The sequence below is a fragment of the Catonella sp. genome (genome assembly GCF_057250765.1).
Map to the genome: position 1 here is coordinate 12,181 of NZ_DBHIEC010000006.1, position 20,249 is coordinate 32,429.

The 20,249-nt window shown below is 39.1% G+C and carries 19 protein-coding genes and 1 tRNA gene; all 20 read right to left on the bottom strand.

Annotated elements, in window-relative coordinates:
• Position 1: 1 nt before the first annotated feature.
• A complete protein-coding gene (infB, locus tag ACO6HM_RS04390) occupies positions 2-2,971 on the bottom strand; it encodes a translation initiation factor IF-2 (protein WP_485389949.1) in 2,970 nt (989 codons plus the stop codon).
• Positions 2,972-2,995: 24 nt separating this feature from the next.
• The gene (locus ACO6HM_RS04395; RefSeq protein WP_236013703.1) at positions 2,996-3,292 is read right to left on the bottom strand and encodes a L7Ae/L30e/S12e/Gadd45 family ribosomal protein; all 297 of its coding nucleotides are present in this window, start codon (positions 3,290-3,292) and stop codon (positions 2,996-2,998) included.
• Between the two features lie 10 nt (positions 3,293-3,302).
• Complete coding sequence (rnpM, locus tag ACO6HM_RS04400) at positions 3,303-3,560, bottom strand: RNase P modulator RnpM (RefSeq protein WP_485389950.1); 258 nt, start codon at positions 3,558-3,560, stop codon at positions 3,303-3,305.
• 11 nt (positions 3,561-3,571) lie between these two features.
• Positions 3,572-4,636 (bottom strand): transcription termination factor NusA, encoded by a 1,065-nt coding sequence (gene nusA / locus ACO6HM_RS04405; protein ID WP_485389951.1) that lies wholly within the window; start codon positions 4,634-4,636, stop codon positions 3,572-3,574.
• 26 nt (positions 4,637-4,662) lie between these two features.
• Positions 4,663-5,130 (bottom strand): ribosome maturation factor RimP, encoded by a 468-nt coding sequence (gene rimP / locus ACO6HM_RS04410; protein ID WP_485389952.1) that lies wholly within the window; start codon positions 5,128-5,130, stop codon positions 4,663-4,665.
• A gap of 61 nt (positions 5,131-5,191) precedes the next feature.
• A tRNA-Glu gene (locus ACO6HM_RS04415) sits at positions 5,192-5,263 on the bottom strand.
• A gap of 81 nt (positions 5,264-5,344) precedes the next feature.
• A complete protein-coding gene (locus ACO6HM_RS04420) occupies positions 5,345-5,881 on the bottom strand; it encodes a Holliday junction resolvase RecU (protein ID WP_485389953.1) in 537 nt (178 codons plus the stop codon).
• A gap of 247 nt (positions 5,882-6,128) precedes the next feature.
• On the bottom strand, positions 6,129-7,190 hold the full coding sequence (locus tag ACO6HM_RS04425) for an RluA family pseudouridine synthase (protein ID WP_485389954.1): 1,062 nt from the start codon (positions 7,188-7,190) through the stop codon (positions 6,129-6,131).
• Between the two features lie 17 nt (positions 7,191-7,207).
• Positions 7,208-7,804, bottom strand: coding sequence for a hypothetical protein (locus ACO6HM_RS04430; RefSeq protein WP_485389955.1), 597 nt, complete (start codon positions 7,802-7,804; stop codon positions 7,208-7,210).
• Positions 7,805-7,836: 32 nt separating this feature from the next.
• Positions 7,837-8,565: a pseudouridine synthase gene (locus ACO6HM_RS04435; RefSeq protein ID WP_485389956.1), complete on the bottom strand. Its 729-nt coding sequence runs from the start codon at positions 8,563-8,565 to the stop codon at positions 7,837-7,839.
• Positions 8,566-8,568: 3 nt separating this feature from the next.
• Positions 8,569-9,975, bottom strand: coding sequence for an RsmB/NOP family class I SAM-dependent RNA methyltransferase (locus tag ACO6HM_RS04440; protein ID WP_485389957.1), 1,407 nt, complete (start codon positions 9,973-9,975; stop codon positions 8,569-8,571).
• 5 nt (positions 9,976-9,980) lie between these two features.
• Positions 9,981-10,796 (bottom strand): GTP pyrophosphokinase, encoded by an 816-nt coding sequence (locus ACO6HM_RS04445; protein WP_485389958.1) that lies wholly within the window; start codon positions 10,794-10,796, stop codon positions 9,981-9,983.
• Between the two features lie 58 nt (positions 10,797-10,854).
• Positions 10,855-12,219: a DUF711 family protein gene (locus tag ACO6HM_RS04450; RefSeq protein WP_485389959.1), complete on the bottom strand. Its 1,365-nt coding sequence runs from the start codon at positions 12,217-12,219 to the stop codon at positions 10,855-10,857.
• 54 nt (positions 12,220-12,273) lie between these two features.
• Entirely contained in the window at positions 12,274-12,546 is a 273-nt protein-coding gene (locus ACO6HM_RS04455; RefSeq protein ID WP_208428685.1) for an ACT domain-containing protein, read from the bottom strand.
• Positions 12,547-12,626: 80 nt separating this feature from the next.
• Positions 12,627-13,475, bottom strand: a complete 849-nt coding sequence (locus ACO6HM_RS04460; RefSeq protein WP_485389960.1) for an MBL fold metallo-hydrolase — start codon at positions 13,473-13,475, stop codon at positions 12,627-12,629.
• 1 nt (position 13,476) lies between these two features.
• Positions 13,477-15,729 (bottom strand): cell division protein FtsA, encoded by a 2,253-nt coding sequence (locus ACO6HM_RS04465; RefSeq protein ID WP_485389961.1) that lies wholly within the window; start codon positions 15,727-15,729, stop codon positions 13,477-13,479.
• 11 nt (positions 15,730-15,740) lie between these two features.
• Positions 15,741-16,328, bottom strand: a complete 588-nt coding sequence (coaE, locus tag ACO6HM_RS04470) for a dephospho-CoA kinase (protein ID WP_485389962.1) — start codon at positions 16,326-16,328, stop codon at positions 15,741-15,743.
• Positions 16,329-16,346: 18 nt separating this feature from the next.
• Positions 16,347-19,241 (bottom strand): DNA polymerase I, encoded by a 2,895-nt coding sequence (polA, locus tag ACO6HM_RS04475; protein ID WP_485389963.1) that lies wholly within the window; start codon positions 19,239-19,241, stop codon positions 16,347-16,349.
• Positions 19,234-19,725, bottom strand: a complete 492-nt coding sequence (locus ACO6HM_RS04480; protein WP_485389964.1) for an anti-sigma factor — start codon at positions 19,723-19,725, stop codon at positions 19,234-19,236. Before ACO6HM_RS04480 ends, polA begins: the two co-directional genes overlap by 8 nt.
• 4 nt (positions 19,726-19,729) lie before the next feature.
• The gene (locus tag ACO6HM_RS04485; RefSeq protein ID WP_485389965.1) at positions 19,730-20,248 is read right to left on the bottom strand and encodes a peptidylprolyl isomerase; all 519 of its coding nucleotides are present in this window, start codon (positions 20,246-20,248) and stop codon (positions 19,730-19,732) included.
• Position 20,249 lies beyond the last annotated feature (1 nt).

Here is a 20,249-nt window from a genome sequence, read left to right on the forward strand (position 1 = left end):
TTTAACTCCTTGGTACTTCTACCATCTGATAAAGCTCAACCTTATCTTCCTCTTTAACATCATTGAATTTTTCAAATACAAGACCACATTCATATCCTGCATTTACTTCTTTGACATCATCCTTAAATCTCTTAAGAGAAGCAAGATTTCCGTCAAATATAAGGTCCTTATCTCTTGTAATTCTAGCCTTACAGCCTCTTATTATCTTACCGTCAAGTACGAATGAACCTGCTATATTACCGATACCTGAAGCCTTAAATACCTGTCTGATTTCTGCATGTCCTATAACCTTTTCTTCATAAATAGGCTCAAGCATACCCTTCATCGCAGACTCAACGTCAGAAATAATATTGTAAATAACCTTGTAGAACCTTACATCTACCTTCTCCCTGTCTGCTGTATCCTTAGCAACAGCATCCATTCTTACGTTAAATCCTATTACAATTGCATTTGAAGCACTTGCAAGAGAAATATCAGACTCATTGATAGCACCAACTGCACCGTGTATGATTCTTATAGCTACTTCATCATTGTTAAGCTTAACAAGACTCTGTCTGATTGCCTCAACAGAACCCTGTACATCAGCCTTAATAATAACATTAAGCTCCTTAACTGTACCAGCCTTAATCTGATCAAAGAGACCGTCAAGAGAAAGCTTCTTCCTACTCTCGTCTATAAGCCTTGCCTTGTCCTGTGCTATAAATGTCTCAGAAGCAGCCCTGGCTTCCTTATCGTCCTTAAAGCTAAGCATGGTATCGCCTGAGTTTGGTACTCCGTTAAGTCCCAAAATCTCAACAGGGATAGATGGACCAGCCTCAGTTACATTATTTCCCTTATCATCGAGCATAGCCCTAACCTTACCAAAGGATGAACCTATAGATATAGAATCACCTACATGTAAGGTACCCTTTTGCACAAGAACAGTAGCAACAGGTCCTCTACCTTTATCAAGGCTTGCTTCAATAACTATACCTCTTGCACTTCTATTAGGATTAGCCTTGTACTCAGCAACATCTGCAGTTAAGAGCACCATTTCAAGAAGCTGTTCAATACCTTCTTTGGAATGTGCTGAAACAGGTACGAATATGGTAGAGCCACCCCAATCCTCAGGAATGAGTTCATACTCAGTAAGCTCCTGCTTTACCTTATCTACATTTGCACTTGGCTTATCTATTTTGTTGATTGCAACTATTATTTCAATACCGGCAGCTCTAGCGTGATTAATCGCCTCAACTGTCTGTGGCATCACACCGTCATCTGCAGCTACAACAAGGATAGCTATATCTGTAGACTTTGCACCACGCATACGCATAGCTGTAAATGCCTCATGCCCCGGTGTATCAAGGAAGGTAATCTTTCTACCGTTGATATTAACCACTGAAGCACCAATGCTCTGTGTAATACCGCCTGCCTCGCGGCTGGTTACATTTGTAGAACGGATTGCATCAAGAAGGGAAGTCTTACCATGGTCAACATGTCCCATTACACATACAACAGGAGGGCGCTTAATCATAAGTGACTCATCTTCTTCATCTTCCTTAAGAAGCTCAGCTACAAGGTCAACAGGCTCCTCAAGTTCACAAATGATGTTATATTCTAAAGCTATTTCTTCAGCTTCTTCAAAGGTGATGTCCTGAGTTACGGTATACATCTTGCCCTGTAAGAAGAGTTTCTTAATGATAGCTGAAGGCTGAACCTTCATCTTATCTGCAAGTTCCTTAATAGTCAAGGTATCAGGAATAATGATATTCTTGATTGTATCCTCCTCAGCAGGCTTAGCTACAACTTCAGGCTTGATAAATGCACCCTTTCTGTTAGGGTCTTTCTTCTTTCTGTGTGCTACGTTGTCGTCATCATCAATACTTGAGAGAGCTTTATTCTTGTCAAAGCGCTTGCCAAGGTTCTTCTCTGCACGCTCTCTCTCCTTAGCCTTCTCGCGCTCTCTCTCACGCTCTCTGTCACGATTGCCTGTCTTTGTTACAATGCGCTCTTCTCCGCCTGCACTGCTCTGATTTCTACCCTGTCCACCTCTTGCCTGTGGCCCTCTTGCACCGGCATTACCTCCTGTACGTGAACCACCTGCAGGAGTTCTTTTTTCATTTGAAGAATTTACGTCTTTATTAAATGGCTTATCACCTCTACCTGACTGTGGTCTGTCAGAATTTCTATTTCCTCTAAAGCCTTCACCATTTCTATTCTGACCATCTCCCTGTCTCTGACGGTTATCTCTATTTCCGTCCTTTGAAGCGTCTCTTGAGCCCTGGGGCTTATCACCTCTTTTTCTGTCGCCAAACTTCTGAGACTTGTTTCCTGAAGACTGTGCACCACCCTTTGGAGATAGTGCAGCTGCCTGGCTTGCTTTCTTTCTGGCAAATTCAATAGCTGCCTCTTCAGGTGTAAGACTACGAGTTTCAGGAGTCTTAGCGCTCTCTGCCTCTTTAGCTTCAGAATCCCTAGGCTCTTTAGTTTCTTTTTTATGTTCCTTTGCCTTTGTCTCCTTGGACTTTGTTTCCTTAGCCTTAGTTTCTTTTTCTACGGCTACAGTCTCAACTGAAGAGGCACTGGTAGTCTCAGCTTCTTTTGCAGGAGCTTCCTTTGCTTTCTTTGGCTTAGGAGCCGCTTCTTCTTTGCCGGCAGCCTTCTTAGCTTCAGATTCAACAGAAGCTTTCTTAGCCTTTCTTTCAGCAGCCTCACGAACTTCAGGAGACCTTCCGTCAAAAGTCTGCTCTATCTGCTTCTCTACAGGAGCTGCCTTTACTTTCTTTGGCTTAGGCTCTGCCTTTGCTTTAGGCTTCTCCTTCTTAATAGTTTCAGGAGCAAACTCCATACGTGCAGCTTTCTCCTCTTCATCACTAAGAACGCTGTTCATGTTCTTGACATTGTCATAACCATTTGCTTTAAGGAAATCAACAATTTCCTTACTCTTCTTATTTATTTCAGCAGACAACTCACTTACTTTCATTTTAGACATTTTATCGCCTTTCCCATTTAATAGCTAATTCAATATGTTTAAGATAGCTTTTGCAAATCCTTCATCAAGTACAGCCATTGAGGCCTTCAGTGCAGAGCCCGTAGCATTGCCAAGTTCAGCCTTGGTCTTGTAAAATCTAAGCTCTACCTTGTGGTGATTACATCTATCAGTGAACTTTTTCTTAGTATTGTCTGATGCATCTTCAGCAACTATTACCAGAACCGCCTTCTTTGAATAAATAGCATTTTCAGTAAGGAATTCACCAACTGCCAGCTTTCCTGCCTTTCTAGCAAGTCCTAAGTAAGATAATACCTTATCCATATTCACCTTCCTATAATGACTGTAATTCTTCTATAAGTCTGTCATATACATCGATTGATACTTGTGACTTGAAGGAACGATCCAGCCCTTTGGATTTTTTCAGAGTCTCAAAGCAATCTGAATCCTTGCATATATAAGCACCTCTGCCATTTTTCCTGCCTGTAGGATCTAACTCTATCTCTCCCTCTTTTGTCCTCACTATCCTAATCAGTTCCTTTTTATCTTTAACGCTTTTGCATGCTATACAAGTTCTCTGTGGATTATTCATCCTCTACCTCTTTATTCGGATAATATCTGTGATTCACTCTTTATATCAATCTTATATCCGGTAAGCCTTGCCGCGAGTCTTGCGTTTTGTCCTTCTTTTCCTATTGCAAGCGAGAGTTGTGAGTCTGCCACAACAACCTTAGCTGTCTTTTCCTCAGGATTTGCTTCTACGGATATTGCTCTTGCAGGAGAAAGTGCATTCATAATAAATACTCTTGGATCCTCACTCCATACAACTATATCTATCTTTTCACCTCTTAGCTCATCGACCACAGCCTCAACTCTGGAACGATTTACACCTACACAGGCTCCTACCGCGTCTACTTCAGGGTTGTTGGAGTAAACCGCTATTTTAGTTCTTGAGCCCGGTTCTCTTGAAATACTTTTTATCTCAACTGTTCCATCCTTAATCTCTGTAACCTCTGATTCAAAAAGCCTCTTAACCAAATCAGGATGTGTCCTTGATACCGTTATCCTAGGTCCTTTGGAAGTATCCTTAACCTCTACAACATAGAGTTTAATTCTCTCTGTTGACCTGAATCTCTCTGTCTTAACCTGTTCAGCCTCAGAAAGAAGTGCATCAACCTTTCCAAGATTTATACTAATATTATTGCCTGTATATCTCTGTACTATACCTGTAACTATATCATGTTCTTTGGCAAAATACTGATTATAGAGTACTTTTCGTTCCTCTTCCCTTATTTTTTGCACTACAACCTGTTTAGCCTTTTGGGCTGCAATTCTTCCAAAGTTTTTAGGAGTTATTACTACATTTACTATCTGGCCCTCAATAGCATTAGGGAATGTAGCCTTTGCCTCATCAAGACTAATCTGGGAGATAGGATCCTCGACAGTCTGGACAACCGTTTTCTCTGCAAGAACTGATACTTTTCCGTTATCTCTGTCAATAGTAACCTTTACATTATCGTTCTTACCAAATTCATCCTTGCAGGCAACAAGAAGTGAATTCTCAACAGCTTCAAGTATTACTTCCTTGCTTATGTCATTTGTTTTTTCAAGCTGGTCTAGAGCTGCTATCAGTTCCATACCGCTATCCGGCTGTTCTTTTTTTCTCATTTTGTAATTACCTCCGTTTAACTTTATCAGAAATCAATTGCTAGCCTTATTAAGGCTATGTTTTTTCTTTCGAATGTTGCTTTTGTGTTATCTTCAAAGCCCAGCGTTACTGTATCCGCATCATAAGCCTCTAAGGTTCCTGAAAACTCCTTCTGCCCTTCCAGTGCTTTGTATAGCTTTACCTCTACTTCTTCCCCAAGACTCCTCTCAAAATCCTTATCCTTCTTAAGAGGTCTTCCAAGCCCTGGAGAACTGATTTCAAGTATGTAGGATTCCTCAATGAAGTCTTCCTTATCTAAAAGGTCAGAAAATTCACGGCTTACCTTTTCACAGTCATTCACTGAAAATCCGCCTTCTTTGTCAACATAGGCCCTAAGAAACCAATTGGAGCCCTCCCTTACAAACTCGACATCAACCAACTCATAATTATTCTTGGCTATAATTGGTAAAATAAGTGCTTCAGCCTTTTTTTCATAGCTTTCTCTTTTACTCATAATTCTCCTTTATTGCATAAAAAAAGCGAACCTCTAACGGTTCACTTCCTAAAAAAAATAATAGCCTGTAGGGGAATCGAACCCCTGTTTCTGCCGTGAGAGGGCAGCGTCTTAACCCCTTGACCAACAGGCCATACAAATATGTGTTGCTTGACAACGAAGACAAGTATACATTATTGAAAATAATATGTCAATAGGTTTTTAAAATATTTTTTCAGCCCCCACTCCTGCTCTCTAGGTCCTTTTCAAGTCCTTCAAGATAAGGCACTGTCGTCTTCCCTGTCACATCTAAGTAATATCCTTCAGAAAACTCTTCTCTTTTGATACTCTTTCTACCTCCATTTATAGCCCTGTCCCAATATTTCTTAATTTCCTTAAATGGTGCGTAGTAGTATTCATCAGTATCAGAAAAATAAATAACCATAAAGGCTATCCCATCCTGCGCCTCAAAGTCCTCCATGAATTTAACTTGATGCTCATGAATATTTTGAAGCGGGAAGGTAGTCTTATTACATTCTTTCGCATCAAAGCAGACAGGAATTCCCTGTACAATTCCAATATAATCCACAGTACTCTTGCTGTCAAAGTAAGCGAGGGTAATCTGTCCTTTATCATTTATATTTACAGGGGTAATCGGGGTTGGAACCTTTTGAACTAGAGCAAGTCCCTGTTCTCTGTATTTATCATTGGTCATATTTATAAGAGTCTCAAGTAAAGAGCCTCTAAGACCTCTTGAATTCCAAGATGGCATACTTTCTCCTTTTCACTATAAAGCTAAAACTACATTCATTTATAAATTACTTTGAAATAATCTCGTATAATTACTAAAACCATCTCGCACTTAAGTTTCAATAGCTTTTACTATATATATATTCAAAAACTATAACGCTCTACCACTTTACAAATTTAGTTCGCTAAATTATTTTAATGATCAATAATTATAGAGTTTATAATAATTATTTACTTACATATGGCTAATCATTACCTAGAGTACAGTCCTATAAATTAAAATCCAGCTTATCAGCAACCCGCTTCAGTCTCTCAGGTAAATCGGCCTTAAAGCTCTTACCGCTTAGATATGAAAAATCTCCGTCAACATCAGGAAACTTAATTTCATGGGAATGTAAAAACTGACTATTAAGTCCCATTCTTCTATAGATTGTATTCTCTGATTTAAGTCCGTACTTGCCATCTCCTATCACCGGATAACCAAGGAATGATAGATGCGCTCTAATCTGATGGCTTTTACCGGTAATAAGCTTCACCCTTAACAGGCTGTGACCCAAGCTGACCTTTAGAACTTCATAGGCTGTCTTTATATAATCCGCACCTTGCACCTTGTCTTTATATATTCTAACAGTATTGTGGCTGTCATTTTTAAGAAGATAGGCTTCGGCTATAATATTTTCTTTCATCTCCCCCTTAACAATGGTGAGATAGTACTTTTCTATCTTTCTTGTTTTAATTATATCAGAAAGAAACCTAAGTCCTGAAAGGGTCTTTCCGGCAAGAATTATTCCACTTGTATTTCTATCAAGCCTATTTGCTACAGCAGGCTTAACAGTAATAAGGTCATTTGCACTTAGACTTCCTGATTTGATTAGATAGCTTATAAGCCACTCATTCATAGATACATCGCCTGTCCTAGCTATCTGAGAAAGCACATTTACAGGCTTATTAAGTATAATAATATCTCTATCTTCATAAATGACCTGTGGCTCGTCAAATTCCCACTTCAGATTCTTTAAGCTGTCATACAAAGAATTGTCTGCCTGAACCTCGACCTCATCCTCTGCAGTTGCCACATATTCCCTATCAGCAGCCTGTGAAATAGTAACTTTCCCTCCAAACTTAACCACAGTCTCATCCGAGAGGAAAAGCTTAATTTCATCATCTTCCTTTAAGAATTCACTTCCAGCAGCTTTCTTGCCGTTAAGCACTATGTTCTTCTTCCTTAACATCTTATATATGAAGCTCGCAGGAGCCTCCTTTAAGAACTTCATAAGATACTTATCAAGTCTCCCACCTGCTTCTATATGCTTTATTTTAAGTAATATCATTATTAGTTACCTTTTTATCACACTATAAAGTATTTCATACTCTCAGTAAAACTTTTAATCTCATCCATATCTGTTTCCGATGCCTTTTTTTCAGGAAATGCTTTGATAAACTTCTCCATATCATCAAAAACAACTAAATTATCGCCCCTGCCCTGATTTTTAAGATGTTTATCTATATAAGCCTTGGCTGTATCTACCCTTTTCTTGAAATCATATTCATTACGAGCTGTAGTTCCATCTTTCACCTTATAAGCTAAAACCCTACCCTTGAACACTGCTATAAGGTCAAAGTGCATTACATTTTCAGATGAAGTAAATACAGGAGAATACAACAAAATTCCCTTTCCCTCAATGCTTTCTTCTGCTTTTAACAAATCGTTATCTTTCATTTCTTTATACGGCACAAGAATGAAAAATGTAGCAAGACTCCTCCCTACAGGAAGTACAAACAATAAGGCAAGCACAGAAAATATATTTTTTGCCTGCATTTTATTGAGAAATAGTCCAACTATAAAAATAACAACTGCCACTAACACATTTAGGGCTACATTCAAAAACAGTTTACGCTTTCTAAAGGTTAGATATCCTTTTTCAAACTTATTATATTTTTTCATAAATCCTTGCTCCAATTGTACAGTGATATACCCTAATCACAAAGCTCATCTATTTCATCCTCAGTCAGTTCCCTTACTTCTCCAAGTTCAAGATTCTCATCAAGTACAAGACTACCCATTTGAAGCCTTTTAAGGTAGATAACCTCATTATCGACAGCCTCAAACATCCTTTTTATCTGGTGAAACTTACCTTCAGATATTGTAACCCTCGCTGTAAACCTATTATCATTATCACATATTTCAATTTCTGCAGGCTTACTTATAAAATCTCCCAAATCCAAGCCTTCCCTAAAAGCAGTTATATCTGAGTCTTTAACAGGATATTTAAGCTCAGCAAAATATACCTTATCTACATGGTTTTTAGGCGATAACAGCCTGTGATTAAGCTCTCCGTCATTGGTGATAAGCAACAGCCCTTCTGTATCCTTATCAAGTCTGCCTACAGGTGAAAGTTCAGCAAATCTTGGACAATCTATACCATTTTCCTTAAAAACATCCATAACAGTCTTGGTTTTACCCTTTTCGGTAGAGGTAATCACTCCCTGCGGCTTGTTCATCATATAGTAATAATATTCTACATATCCCACAGGCTTACCATCCAAACAAACTTCATCATTATCTGTGTTCACCTTTGTATCAGGACTTTTAACAATGACTGTATTAACTGTTATTCTACCTTTCCTTATATACTCCTTCACCTTGCTTCTGGTTTCAGAAGTCATATCAGAGAGGTATTTATCAAGTCTTATAGTTTTTGACATTGGTTACATCATCCTCCAGCCTGCAAAGTATTTATTCTTTACTGTAGTTCCGGATAACTTTCCAAATCCCAAAGGAAAGCCATTTATCCCTATCAGAATAAATTCCCCTTTTTTTGCCTTATCAAGTCCGTTCTTTACAAGTTCATCTTTGGTAACCTCTATGGTTTCGCACTTTAGGTACTTAATTACTCTCTCATCATCCACGCCCAAATCAAGAAAATACTTAGATTCAGCCTTAGTTCTAGACATAGCAAAAGGCTCACTTGGCTCAAACCTGCCTTTTTTTCTATCACCTACATAAAGCCCATTCCTAAGGATTCTAAGCCCGGATACATCAGGCAGACCTTCAGGAATGAGGTAGAGCTTATCTCCATGAAGCTCAAGCCTGGTAAGTTCATCATCCTTTAGTCCCCAACTCTTTAGGAAGACTTCTTCCTCCTTCGTGAGTTTAATATTCTTGACATGAGTGTCAAAATACTGCGGGAAACTACTCATCTTCTTATGAAGGAGGCAGAGAAAATGCCCCTCTCCATCCATCCTGTGAGGCCAGATACGGACAGCTCCCTTAATCTCATCTCTTTCAGAGCCTATCCATTCAGGATGTCCGTTATCAAAGCCTTCATACCCTTCATTAATTGGCACTACTTCAAGTTCAGGAAACATAGTTAATATATAGTCTATTGTCCCCTCATTTTCATCAGGAGAAAATGTACAGGTCGAATAAAGGAGATATCCATCATCAGCAAGCATATTTACTGCATTAGGTAAGATGTCCTTTTGTAAATCATTGTAATAACCTGTGCCATACTGTTCCCAGTTCTTTATAATGGCAGGCTCTTTTCTAAACATTCCCTCACCTGAGCAAGGTGCATCTACTAAGATTTTATTAAAGTAACTCTTAAATACATTGCTCAGGTTCTTCGGTGTTTCGCTGGTAATAAGTGCATTCTTAATACCGAACACTCCTAAGTTTTTAAGCAGAGCCTTTGCCCTTGTTGCAGATATGTCATTTGAAACGAGCACACCCTTTCCATCTAACTTGGCTGCAAGTTCCGTACTTTTGCCACCCGGAGCGGCACAAAGGTCTAAGACCCTGTCACCAGGATTTACATTAAGTACATTGGCGGGGGTCTGAGCAGATGGCTCCTGTATGTAATAAAGCCCCGCATAATAATAAGGATGCCTGGTTGCGGCAAATACATTAGCATCAAAATAATAACCATTGTCTATCCAGGGAATCTTATCCATCTTAACCACAGAAAGTCCCTCCCATTCATCAGGAGAGACCTTAATTCTGTTTAGTCTTAGGCCCTGTAAAGGACTTTTATTATAACTTTCAAGGAAATTATCATAATCCTCACCAAGCAGGTTTTTAATTTTGCTTAAAAAGCTTTCAGGTAAATTAATCATCTATACTACAAATTCCTTTCAGGCAGGCTTTGGCTTCTATAACCCTCTGATATATTGTCTAACTCCTTGCTAAATTTAATGAGGGTATTCAGGTCATCTTTTGCATAAATATCATAAAACTCTTTTTGAATCTTGGCTACCTCCCTGTCATTGGCAACCTTATAGAGATTTTGAATATTATTTAGTATCTGGGATACAATCCCAGCCTTGATTCTAAATGAATTCTGGGCGTCCACAATTTCATTTCTTATTGCAGACATTTCAGTATCCAGCTGAACTATAGCGGCGGCCGCATTTTTAAGCCTCTTAGACACAGTTTCAGGCATATTTCCTTTGTACTTATACTGAAGCGAATGCTCTATAATAGCCCAAAAATTCATAGCTAAAGTTCTAACCTGTATCTCAACCTTAACAGTCTTTTTCCCTGTCAGGGTTTCTACATCATAAGTAGCAATTAAATGATAGCTTCTGTAACCACTGCTTTTCTGATTGCTTATATAATCTTTTTCCTCATGTATTTGTAAATCTGAACGGCTTTTTATCATTTTGATAACATTGGCGATATCATCTTCAAACTGACAGATAATTCTAATACCGGCAATATCTTCAATTCTGTTTTCTATATCATAGAGTGGAATTCCTTTTTTCTGTGCCTTTTCAATTATGCTTGAAATCCTTTTCACTCTTCCTACTACCTGTTCAATGGGAGAATACATTCCCATTGCCCTATACTCCTCGGTTATATGATTTAGTTTTACAACCAGCTCATCCACCGCAAGTCTGTAAGGTGCCAAAAATTCACTCCACATCGTTGTTTCCATAGATAACCCAACCTTTAGTTTACTCAATACTGAGAATTTTGTATATCATTTTCAAGGATTAATTCTTAAAACTATGTATAGGAGCAGGGATTCTGCCACCTCTATTGATAAATTTTTCACATGAAAATCCATTTACAGGCATAATAGGGGCATAGCCTAAAAGCCCTCCAAATTCAGCCTGTTCACCAACATCCTTGCCAACTACAGGTATAAGCCTTACTGCTGTGGTTTTTTGATTTATCATACCTATAGCCATCTCATCGGCAATAATACCTGAAATGGTCGCAGATGAAGTATTGCCTGGAATCGCTATCATATCAAGTCCCACTGAGCATACACAGGTCATCGCCTCGAGCTTTTCGATGGTCAGTGCCCCATCAAGCACAGCATTTATCATCCCCTGATCTTCACTCACAGGAATAAAGGCTCCGCTAAGGCCTCCTACATAGGAAGAAGCCATAACTCCGCCCTTCTTAACCTGGTCATTAAGAAGCGCAAGTGCAGCAGTAGTACCGGGAGCTCCTGCGTGTTCAAGTCCCATTTCACGGAAAATATCTGCAATAGAGTCGCCTATAGCAGGCGTAGGGGCAAGAGACAGGTCTACTATTCCAAAAGGAATGCCTAGCCTTTTCTCAGCCTCAAGCGCTACAAGCTGTCCTATTCTCGTTATCTTAAAAGCTGTCCTCTTAATCTTCTCACAAAGAGTGCCAAAATCATCCCCTTCAGAGTGTTTAAGTACAGCTCTCACCACACCGGGACCGCTTACTCCGACATTGATAATCTTATCTGCTTCTGTAACTCCGTGGAAAGCTCCTGCCATAAAAGGATTGTCGTCCGGTGCATTGCAGAAAACAACGAGCTTAGCACAGCCAATTGAGTCTCTGTCCTTGGTAAGCTCTGCTGCCTCTTTGATGATTTCACCCATTAGCTTTACAGCATCCATATTGATGCCTGTACGGGTAGAACCTAAGTTTACAGAACTACAGATATGCTCTGTTTCTTTAAGAGCCTTAGGAATAGACCTGATTAAGAGATTATCGGCAGGAGTGCTTCCTTTACATACAAGGGCAGAATAACCACCTATAAAGTTAACCCCTGTTACCTCTGCTGCCCTGTCAAGAGTCTTAGCAATAGATACGAAGTCCTCCTCTGTTTTGCAGGCAGAATTGCCAACTATAGCAATAGGCGTAACTGATATTCTCTTGTTCACAATAGGAATACCGAATTCCTTGCCTATCTCATCACCTGTTTTTACCAAGTCCTTTGCGGTCTCGGTAATCTTCTTATAGATATTTTCATTTAACTTATCTAAATCATCTGTAATACAGTCTAAGAGGCTAATTCCAAGTGTTATGGTACGTACATCAAGATGCTCATTCCATATCATTTCATTTGTCTCAAATACCTCTCCAATAGTAATCATTACTTCCTCCTAATCAACCTATGGTTAAATGTGATGTTTGTACTCTTAACACTACTAGATACGATGCATGTTGGCAAAGATCTCTTCGCGCTGAATATTTGCCTTAAGTCCGCATTCCTCACCAAGCTTCATAAATCCGTCCGATACAGAAGCAAAATCATCATCAAATCCGGTTACATCAACTATAATCATAAGGTTGAAAAATCCACCTACAAGAGTCTGTGAAACGTCAAGTATATTGATTTGTTTTTCCGCAAGGAAATTGCATATTTCAGCCAGCTTTCCCACACTGTCCTTTCCTACTGCTGTAATTACCGCTCTTTTCATAACTTCTCCTTCTTGGGAACTACCCATATATAATATTAAAATTGTATAGGTGTCAAAATCATAAGACACCTGGTTGTACCCTATGCACTCTTATTACCCGCAATTTCTTCTGCCTTAATTATAACTCTATCAGACAAAGCATTACGGTTTGCTACTATCAGCTTGGTAAAAGACTCAAAATCCTTATGCTCCATCAAAAGCTCACACCTTACTGTCTCAAGTGCAAGTTCCGGCATATTATTCTCATCACTAAGGTGGCCTAGAAAAATCTGCTTGACCTCCTCATTCCAGAGCTCGGCTATAAGCTTACCTGAATTCTCATTTGAGATATGTCCCTCGTCCCCAAGTATTCTTCTTTTTAGCCTAAAAGGATACCTTCCTGCCTCAAGCATTCTCTCATCGTGATTTGCTTCAATAACCATTGCATTAGAGCCGCTTAACCCCTCTTTAATTTCATCGGTTATCATACCGAAGTCCGTACATACAGAGAGCTTAACGTCATACTTTTCAAAGGTAAAGCCCAAAGGTTCTGCCGCATCGTGAGGGATATTAAAACCATTCACCATAAAATCATTAAAGCGGAAAGGCCTGTTTGGCTCAACCTTATACATTAACTTCTTATAACTGCTGTCAAATCCCTTACATCTCGTTATTTCTGAAAGGGTACCGAGGCTTGCAAATACAGGTATCTTATACTTCTTAATAAGCATCATAAGTCCGCTTATGTGGTCTGTATGCTCGTGAGTAACAAAAATTCCTTTTATTTGCTCAGGTAAAACCGATAGTTCACTTGCACTCTCAATTATCCTCTTGCAACTGATACCACAGTCTACAAGAATGTTATTTCCTTCTGAGTCTCCAATAAGGCTTGAATTCCCACTGCTTCCACTGGCAAGGGTAGTCAGCCAGACTGAAGGACTATTATCCATATTACTCACTCCACGCCATCCTAATCTGATCTCCGTCCTTAATAGGTGAGGTGAAGTCCATATCCCCCACACCGTTTACTTCAAGTATCAGCCTTCCTCTATATTCAGTCATATCAAATGTATAGAAGTCCAGTACATCTACAAGCAGATAATGCATCTTGCCTTCTAGTGTTACTACTGTGCCATTTACAGTAACCGTGATATTCTTTGCTGATGGATTAATCTTCTTTTTCAGTCCATTCATCACATCCACTTCAGTCACTGCCGCACTCTTATAGCTTCCTCCGATATTATTTTCTTTAGCACCGCCTGAGTCGCTGTTCTTCTTAGAATAGTCTGCTATAGGAACAGATATAGCATCTTCTCCACTGCCAAATGTAATACTGTCTGCTGTTTTCGTATAAGAAGGTATGTTTTCTGTAGCATTAAAACTAATCTCTTCGCTATACTCATCATCAGGCAGCTCTTCAAAGCTGTTATATTCAGTCTCTTTTGAGATAACCGCCTCAGTATATGAAGCATTATCAGTTATTGTAAAATTGTCATATATCTTAGTATTCTCATCTGCAGGCATATTGTTGACAAGGATTCCTTCATGATAAGGTAAGTCAAGCATTTCCATAACCTGAAGCAGAGTATAGTAGTTCCTTAGAATCACATTATCTCCATCATCAACAGCATAAAAGCCTGATACCAGCTTACCATTTACCTCGGCAAGCTTTGGACAGCTAAGCTCCTTCCCATTAAACATAATATGGAAGGTATTGTCCATCTCTCTTATCTTGCTTACCAGAAGCTTTGCAGGTTCTCCTGTTGTAGATGGTTTGACCGTTAACATATCATTTTTGGATATAGGCTTACTTATACTTACAAGTTCTCCATTTAACCTAATCTCCGCAGGCTCACCGACCTCTCCCCTTTCAACCCTTCTTGCACCATCAAGTGTATAAGTAATTGATTTTCCACGTTTAGGGAAGATATCGTCATTTGAGAAACCATCTTTACTTAAGACATCATAAACTGTCAGCTTAGAGTTATCATAAAGCTTGATTCTTTTGCCATTAAGGGTTACATAGATAAAGTTGTTTTTAGCCTGATAGTAGCTGTAGCATATACCAATAGGCGTAACCAAAAGGGGATCTTTCTCTACACCCTCATCTGCAAATTCAACCTCGCCAAGCACTTCCTTGCCTCTTAGTGCCACTCTTTCCTCAGGAAGCCCTAAGATTTCGGAAATATGCGAGGTAAAGCCCTTTACCTTTCCTCCTCCACCTACTATAAATACTGCACTTACAGTCTTGCCACCATTTAATTCCTTGATTTTATCAACTATTTCTTCGGTGATTGACTCTATGGTAGGAGAGATTGTTTTCAGTATATCAGCAGAATTCATAGTTTGTGTAATGTCCATTACATCCTTAAATTCAACTTTGTCATTATGTAAATCTCTTTTTATTTTATCGGCTGTATTAAAGTCAACCAGACAAAGCCTTGCAATAATCTCAGTGATTTCATCGCCTGCATGAGGAATCATGCCATATGCAATAACACAGCCGTCATTGGTTATGCAGATATCAGAAGTACCTGCTCCCACATCGACAAGCGCAATGTTAAGAAGCCTGAATTTCTCAGGAATTGCTATGTCAATCGCAGCTATAGGCTCGAGTGTAAGGTTGGCTACATTGAGTCCGGCATTTTCAACAGCAGCATACAAGTCATCCACAACATCCTGTGGAAGGAAGGTAGCTATTAACTCAGCATCTATTTTAGTCCCCTTATGCTCTTCAAGGTTGACCATCTGCTGACCGTTTATATAGTAACGCATTACAGAGTAGCCTACACAGTAAAAATCGCTTTCAGCATCCTCAGACTCCCTGATTGCCTTGTAGGCTTCTTCCACGCCCTTCATCTCAAGAGCGTGGATTTCATCATCATGTATTACCGTATCTTCGGTGAATTCAATGTGGGGGTGAACATTTACTGTTTTAAGTACACGTCCCGCAGCGGCGATGGAAACTTCAGTTAATTCTCTGCCAAGCTTAGCCTCAAGCCTAGCCTTCATCTTTCTTATAGATTCTGCCACCTTAGGTATATCGTGAATCTGTCCATCCTGCATGGCCCTTGTTTCGTGTTCTGCCTGTTCTATGGCAAATACCTTAAAAGTATGTTCATCTATCCTTGCTCCAACAGTTCCAACCAAGCTTCTTGTACCTATATCAAGGCCAAATACCAGCTTCTCAGGTAAATCCTGCATAGTACCCTCCTCTAACAGCACTCTAATATATTTTTAATTTGAGCTAAAGTTTCTTCCTCAGTACCTGAATTATCAATAACCTCATCCGCAACTTTCCTATATTCTTCATCAGAATTTTGGTTGTCGATTATCTTGGCAGTCTTAACTCTATCCAGTCCACGGTTGTAATAAAGCCTTTTAAGCCTAATATCCTTATCAGCATAGACATACCAAACTTTGTCACACTTTCTATTATACCCTACTTTTATCAAAAGTGCAGTCTCTAAAGCAATATATTTATAATTTTTTTTAATAAAATCTTCTATTCTTTTATCTACCTCAGCTTCAACCGCAGGGTGTATGATATTATTAAGTTTAGTAAGCAATGCTTCATTTCCAAAAACTTTGTCACCAAGTATTTTTCTGTCAACCGACTTATCTTTTGAGAGCACTTCTTTTCCAAATACATCCACTATTTCATTATAGGCTTTGGTTCCTATTTCCATTACCTCATGTCCTACTGTGTCGGTGTCGATGACGGCGGCACCAAACTTAGCCTGCAACAACTTAGTAACCAAAGATTTGCCTGCGCCTATACCGCCTGTAATTCCAATAACCAACTATCCCCCTCCAATCGATTAATGAGCATCATACCAGTCGTAGCCAAACTTCACTTCAACAGATAGCCTTACCTTAAGGTCAGCTGCCTTCATCATCTCTTCCTTAAGAATGGCCGCTACTGCAAGTCTGTCCTCTTCCTTGGCCTCAATAAGGAGTTCATCATGAATCTGCAAAAGAAGTTTTGAATCCGGATATTCTCTCTTAAGCCTCTTATTCACATTATTCATAGCTATTTTAATAATGTCGGCAGCAGTTCCCTGAACGGGTGAATTCATAGCTATCCTCTCCCCGAACTGTCTCTTCATATAGTTGCTGCTGCTAAGCTCAGGTATAGGACGAATTCTTCCAAAGTAAGTCTTCACATAACCATCTTCTACACCTTTTTGTACCAGCGAATCAAGATATGTCTTCACCTTTGGATAAGCCTTAAAGTAATCATTTATATACTTTTCAGCATCTTTTCTTGATATGCCTAGATTCTCCCCCAGCCCAAATGAGCTAATTCCGTATATTATGCCAAAATTAACTGCTTTAGCATTTCTTCTTTGCATATCAGTAACCTCATCAAGAGGAACCTTAAATACATGAGAAGCGGTTATCCTATGTATATCCTCTTCACTTTGATAAGCCTTTATAAGCTCCTCATCACCTGAGAGGTGTGCCATTATCCTAAGCTCTATCTGTGAATAATCAGCATCCACAAAGACATGTCCCTCCTTAGGTATGAAGGCCTTTCTTATCTTTTTGCCAAGCTCCATCCTTATTGGGATATTTTGAAGATTTGGCTCTGTACTTGAAAGCCTTCCGGTAGCTGTTACAAGCTGGTTAAACTTACAGTGAATCCTTCCGTCCTCCATAATATAGGCTTCAAGCCCATCAGTATAGGTAGACTTAAGCTTTGCAACCTGTCTGTAACTTAGCACCTTCTCAACTATCGGATCTTCAAGCCTTATCCTCTCAAGAACATCGGCAGAGGTGGAATAACCTGTCTTTGTTTTCTTTCCGTAAGGAAGCCTAAGTTTTTCAAAAAGTATCACCCCTAGCTGCTTTGGAGAATTTATATTAAATTCCTCCCCTGCAATCTTATAGATTTCCTCTTCGTAGTTTTTAATCAAAACCTCAAGTTCTTTTGAATACTTATGAAGCTCTTCTCTATTTATCCCTATTCCTCTCTCTTCCATCTCATAAAGAGTAGATACTAAAGGCATTTCAATGTCATTGTACAAATCTCCCATTCCTAACGACTCTATCTGTGCAAACAGCTTTGGAGCGGATAAAAACGCAACCCTTGCCACAAGCTTAGTGTCTTCACCTGAAAGAATATCAGGATAATCGTTAAGCACAGCCTCTACATTATGTTCTGTGGCCAGAGGATTTAACAGGTAATGAGCTACAGAGAGGTCATAAAGGTTAGGATAATAATCATTCATTAAAAATGTAAGCTTTTCCTTCAGTGAAAATGTCACAAAACAAGTATCTTTACATCTGTTAAATAACTTGTCCAAATTTTCCTTTAGAAAATCGAGGTTAATAAACATTTCTTTCTTAATAAAAGCTTCCTTAGTACCACTTGTCAAAGTAAGACCTTCATCACTTATATCAAAGCCCACATATTTTTCACTGCTCTTAATACCTTCAAAGCATTTAAGAGCCTCATCCATATCATTAGTTTCAGAAGTTTCAACCTTAATCTTAGGCTCTGTTTCCCGTTTTATGACTTTCATAGACTCTGCTTTTTGACGTAGTTTCTCTATTAGCTGTATACCGTTATCAGATATTAGCTTCTCTGATATCGCTTCCTTTAAGCTGTAAGGAAGATTATCTACATCTATATTTTTGTTCTCAGAAGTCTTGTCATCATTTTTTAAATCACTAATATCAACAGAGTTAAACTCAAGCGCTTTAATTATCTTTGAACCATTCTCAAAGTCTATATTAGTACTTAAATCAGATAATTCAACACCTGTAATATCGATATCCGTCTTGATGGTAGCAAGCTCTTCGGACAGCCTTGCAGACTTTTCCCCTACAAGCTCGGTATCAGAGGTCTTAAGAAGATATGAAAGCGGAGATCTGTTAATACCAAGTTCCTCCTTCCAAAGCTTCTTAATCTCATCAAGTTCTTTCTTATCTTTACCATCAATGACCTTGTAAAGCCCATCTACAGTATGATATTTACCTATTAGAAGTCTGGCAGTAGCCTCACCTACCCCCGGAACTCCCTTAATATTGTCAGACGGATCTCCCATAATTCCTTTTAAGGAATTAACATTTTCAGGCTCTATGCCAAATTCCTTTTTGATTAGCTCCCTGTCATATACAAAGCATCTATCCGGTGCATTTACCGTGTGTTTATCTATGCCATATTTTTTATATAATTCATCAGTCTTTTCAGCGGAACTATGCATCAGCCAAAGTTTAGTCTTATCATCCACCAGCTGCAAATAGTCATTATCCTTGGTCATTATAAATACAGGTATTTCTGACTTAAACTTCTCTGCCAAGGTGCCGCAAAAGTCATCGGCTTCATAAGTTCCTGACATAAACTGTGCTATACCAAGAGCTTTAACCACTTCCTGACAGATTGCAAACTGGTCTGAAAGAGGAGCCATAGTCTCACCCCTGTTTGCCTTGTATTCTGGATATATCTCTCTTCTAAATGTATTTCTACTCAAATCCCAGGCAATAGCGATATGACTGGGTTTTAGCTCCCTGATTATTTTAAGTAAATATTTAACAAAGCCAAAAACTCCGTTTGTATAGAAACCATCGCTGGTCTGCAAAATCTTATCATAGAACTTCTCTTTTTCTTCTACAGTCTTAGCAAATAATATCTGCCTTGGAAGGCTGCCAAAAAACTGGGTAGACAAAAGACTTGAGCCGTCAATTAACAAAAGGTAATCATTATTCATGCAGGTTTCTCCTACTTTCTATCTCTTTAGCTAATTCATCTATATTTGTATACGGATCAGACAGGATGTGGCTGTCGTTAAATCTGAATCTCATACTTAGGTCATTGTCTATGAAGGTTCTGCTCTCGTTATTCTCACGGACATTGTTCTCGACCTCCATATTTACTGACAGGCCCGTGAAAAGAACTGCCGCTCCGACAACTCCCGGAAAGGCAATCCTTCTTCTAAACCTGTTTTTTTTGTATTTTCTTATCTCTCTTCTTGTCTTTTCAATAAAATCATTGTACTCACCATGGTAATTATCAGAGGTCTCAAGCTTTCCATCAAGCTCCTTTATACAATTGATTATAGTATAGTAAATTTCAAGCTCTTCATTGCATTCTTTGCACGCCAAAAGATGCTCAAGCATTTCTTCTTCCTTAAGCATATTTAACTGTCCATATATAAAGGGCTGTATATTCTTTTGAAATTCACTACATTCCATAAAATCACACCTTCTCTGGCTCAGGATAATCCACACCCTTAGTATCTACTGTAACCTTGGCAATTTTCTGCTCTTCCTTAGGTCTGTCCTCAAAATCTGTCTTTGTCTCAGCTATTTCATTTACAACATCCATTCCTGCTATAACCTTACCAAAGGCCGCATAGCCCCCGTCAAGATGTGGAGAAGCCTTATGCATAATAAAGAACTGTGACCCTGCTGAATCAGGATGCATAGCTCGTGCCATAGAAAGTACTCCCGGCTCATGCTTTAGATCATTCTTAAAACCATTCTGTGCAAATTCTCCCTTGATTCCATACCCCGGGCCGCCTGTGCCTATACCATCAGGGCAGCCACCCTGTATCATAAAACCCTTTATTACTCTGTGAAAGATAAGACCGTCATAAAAGCCTTTTTTTGCAAGAGAAATAAAGTTGTTAACTGTATTTGGAGCAACTTCCGGATACAGCTCTGCTACAATCTTTTTACCATTTTCCATCTCAAATGTTACTACTGGATTTGACATA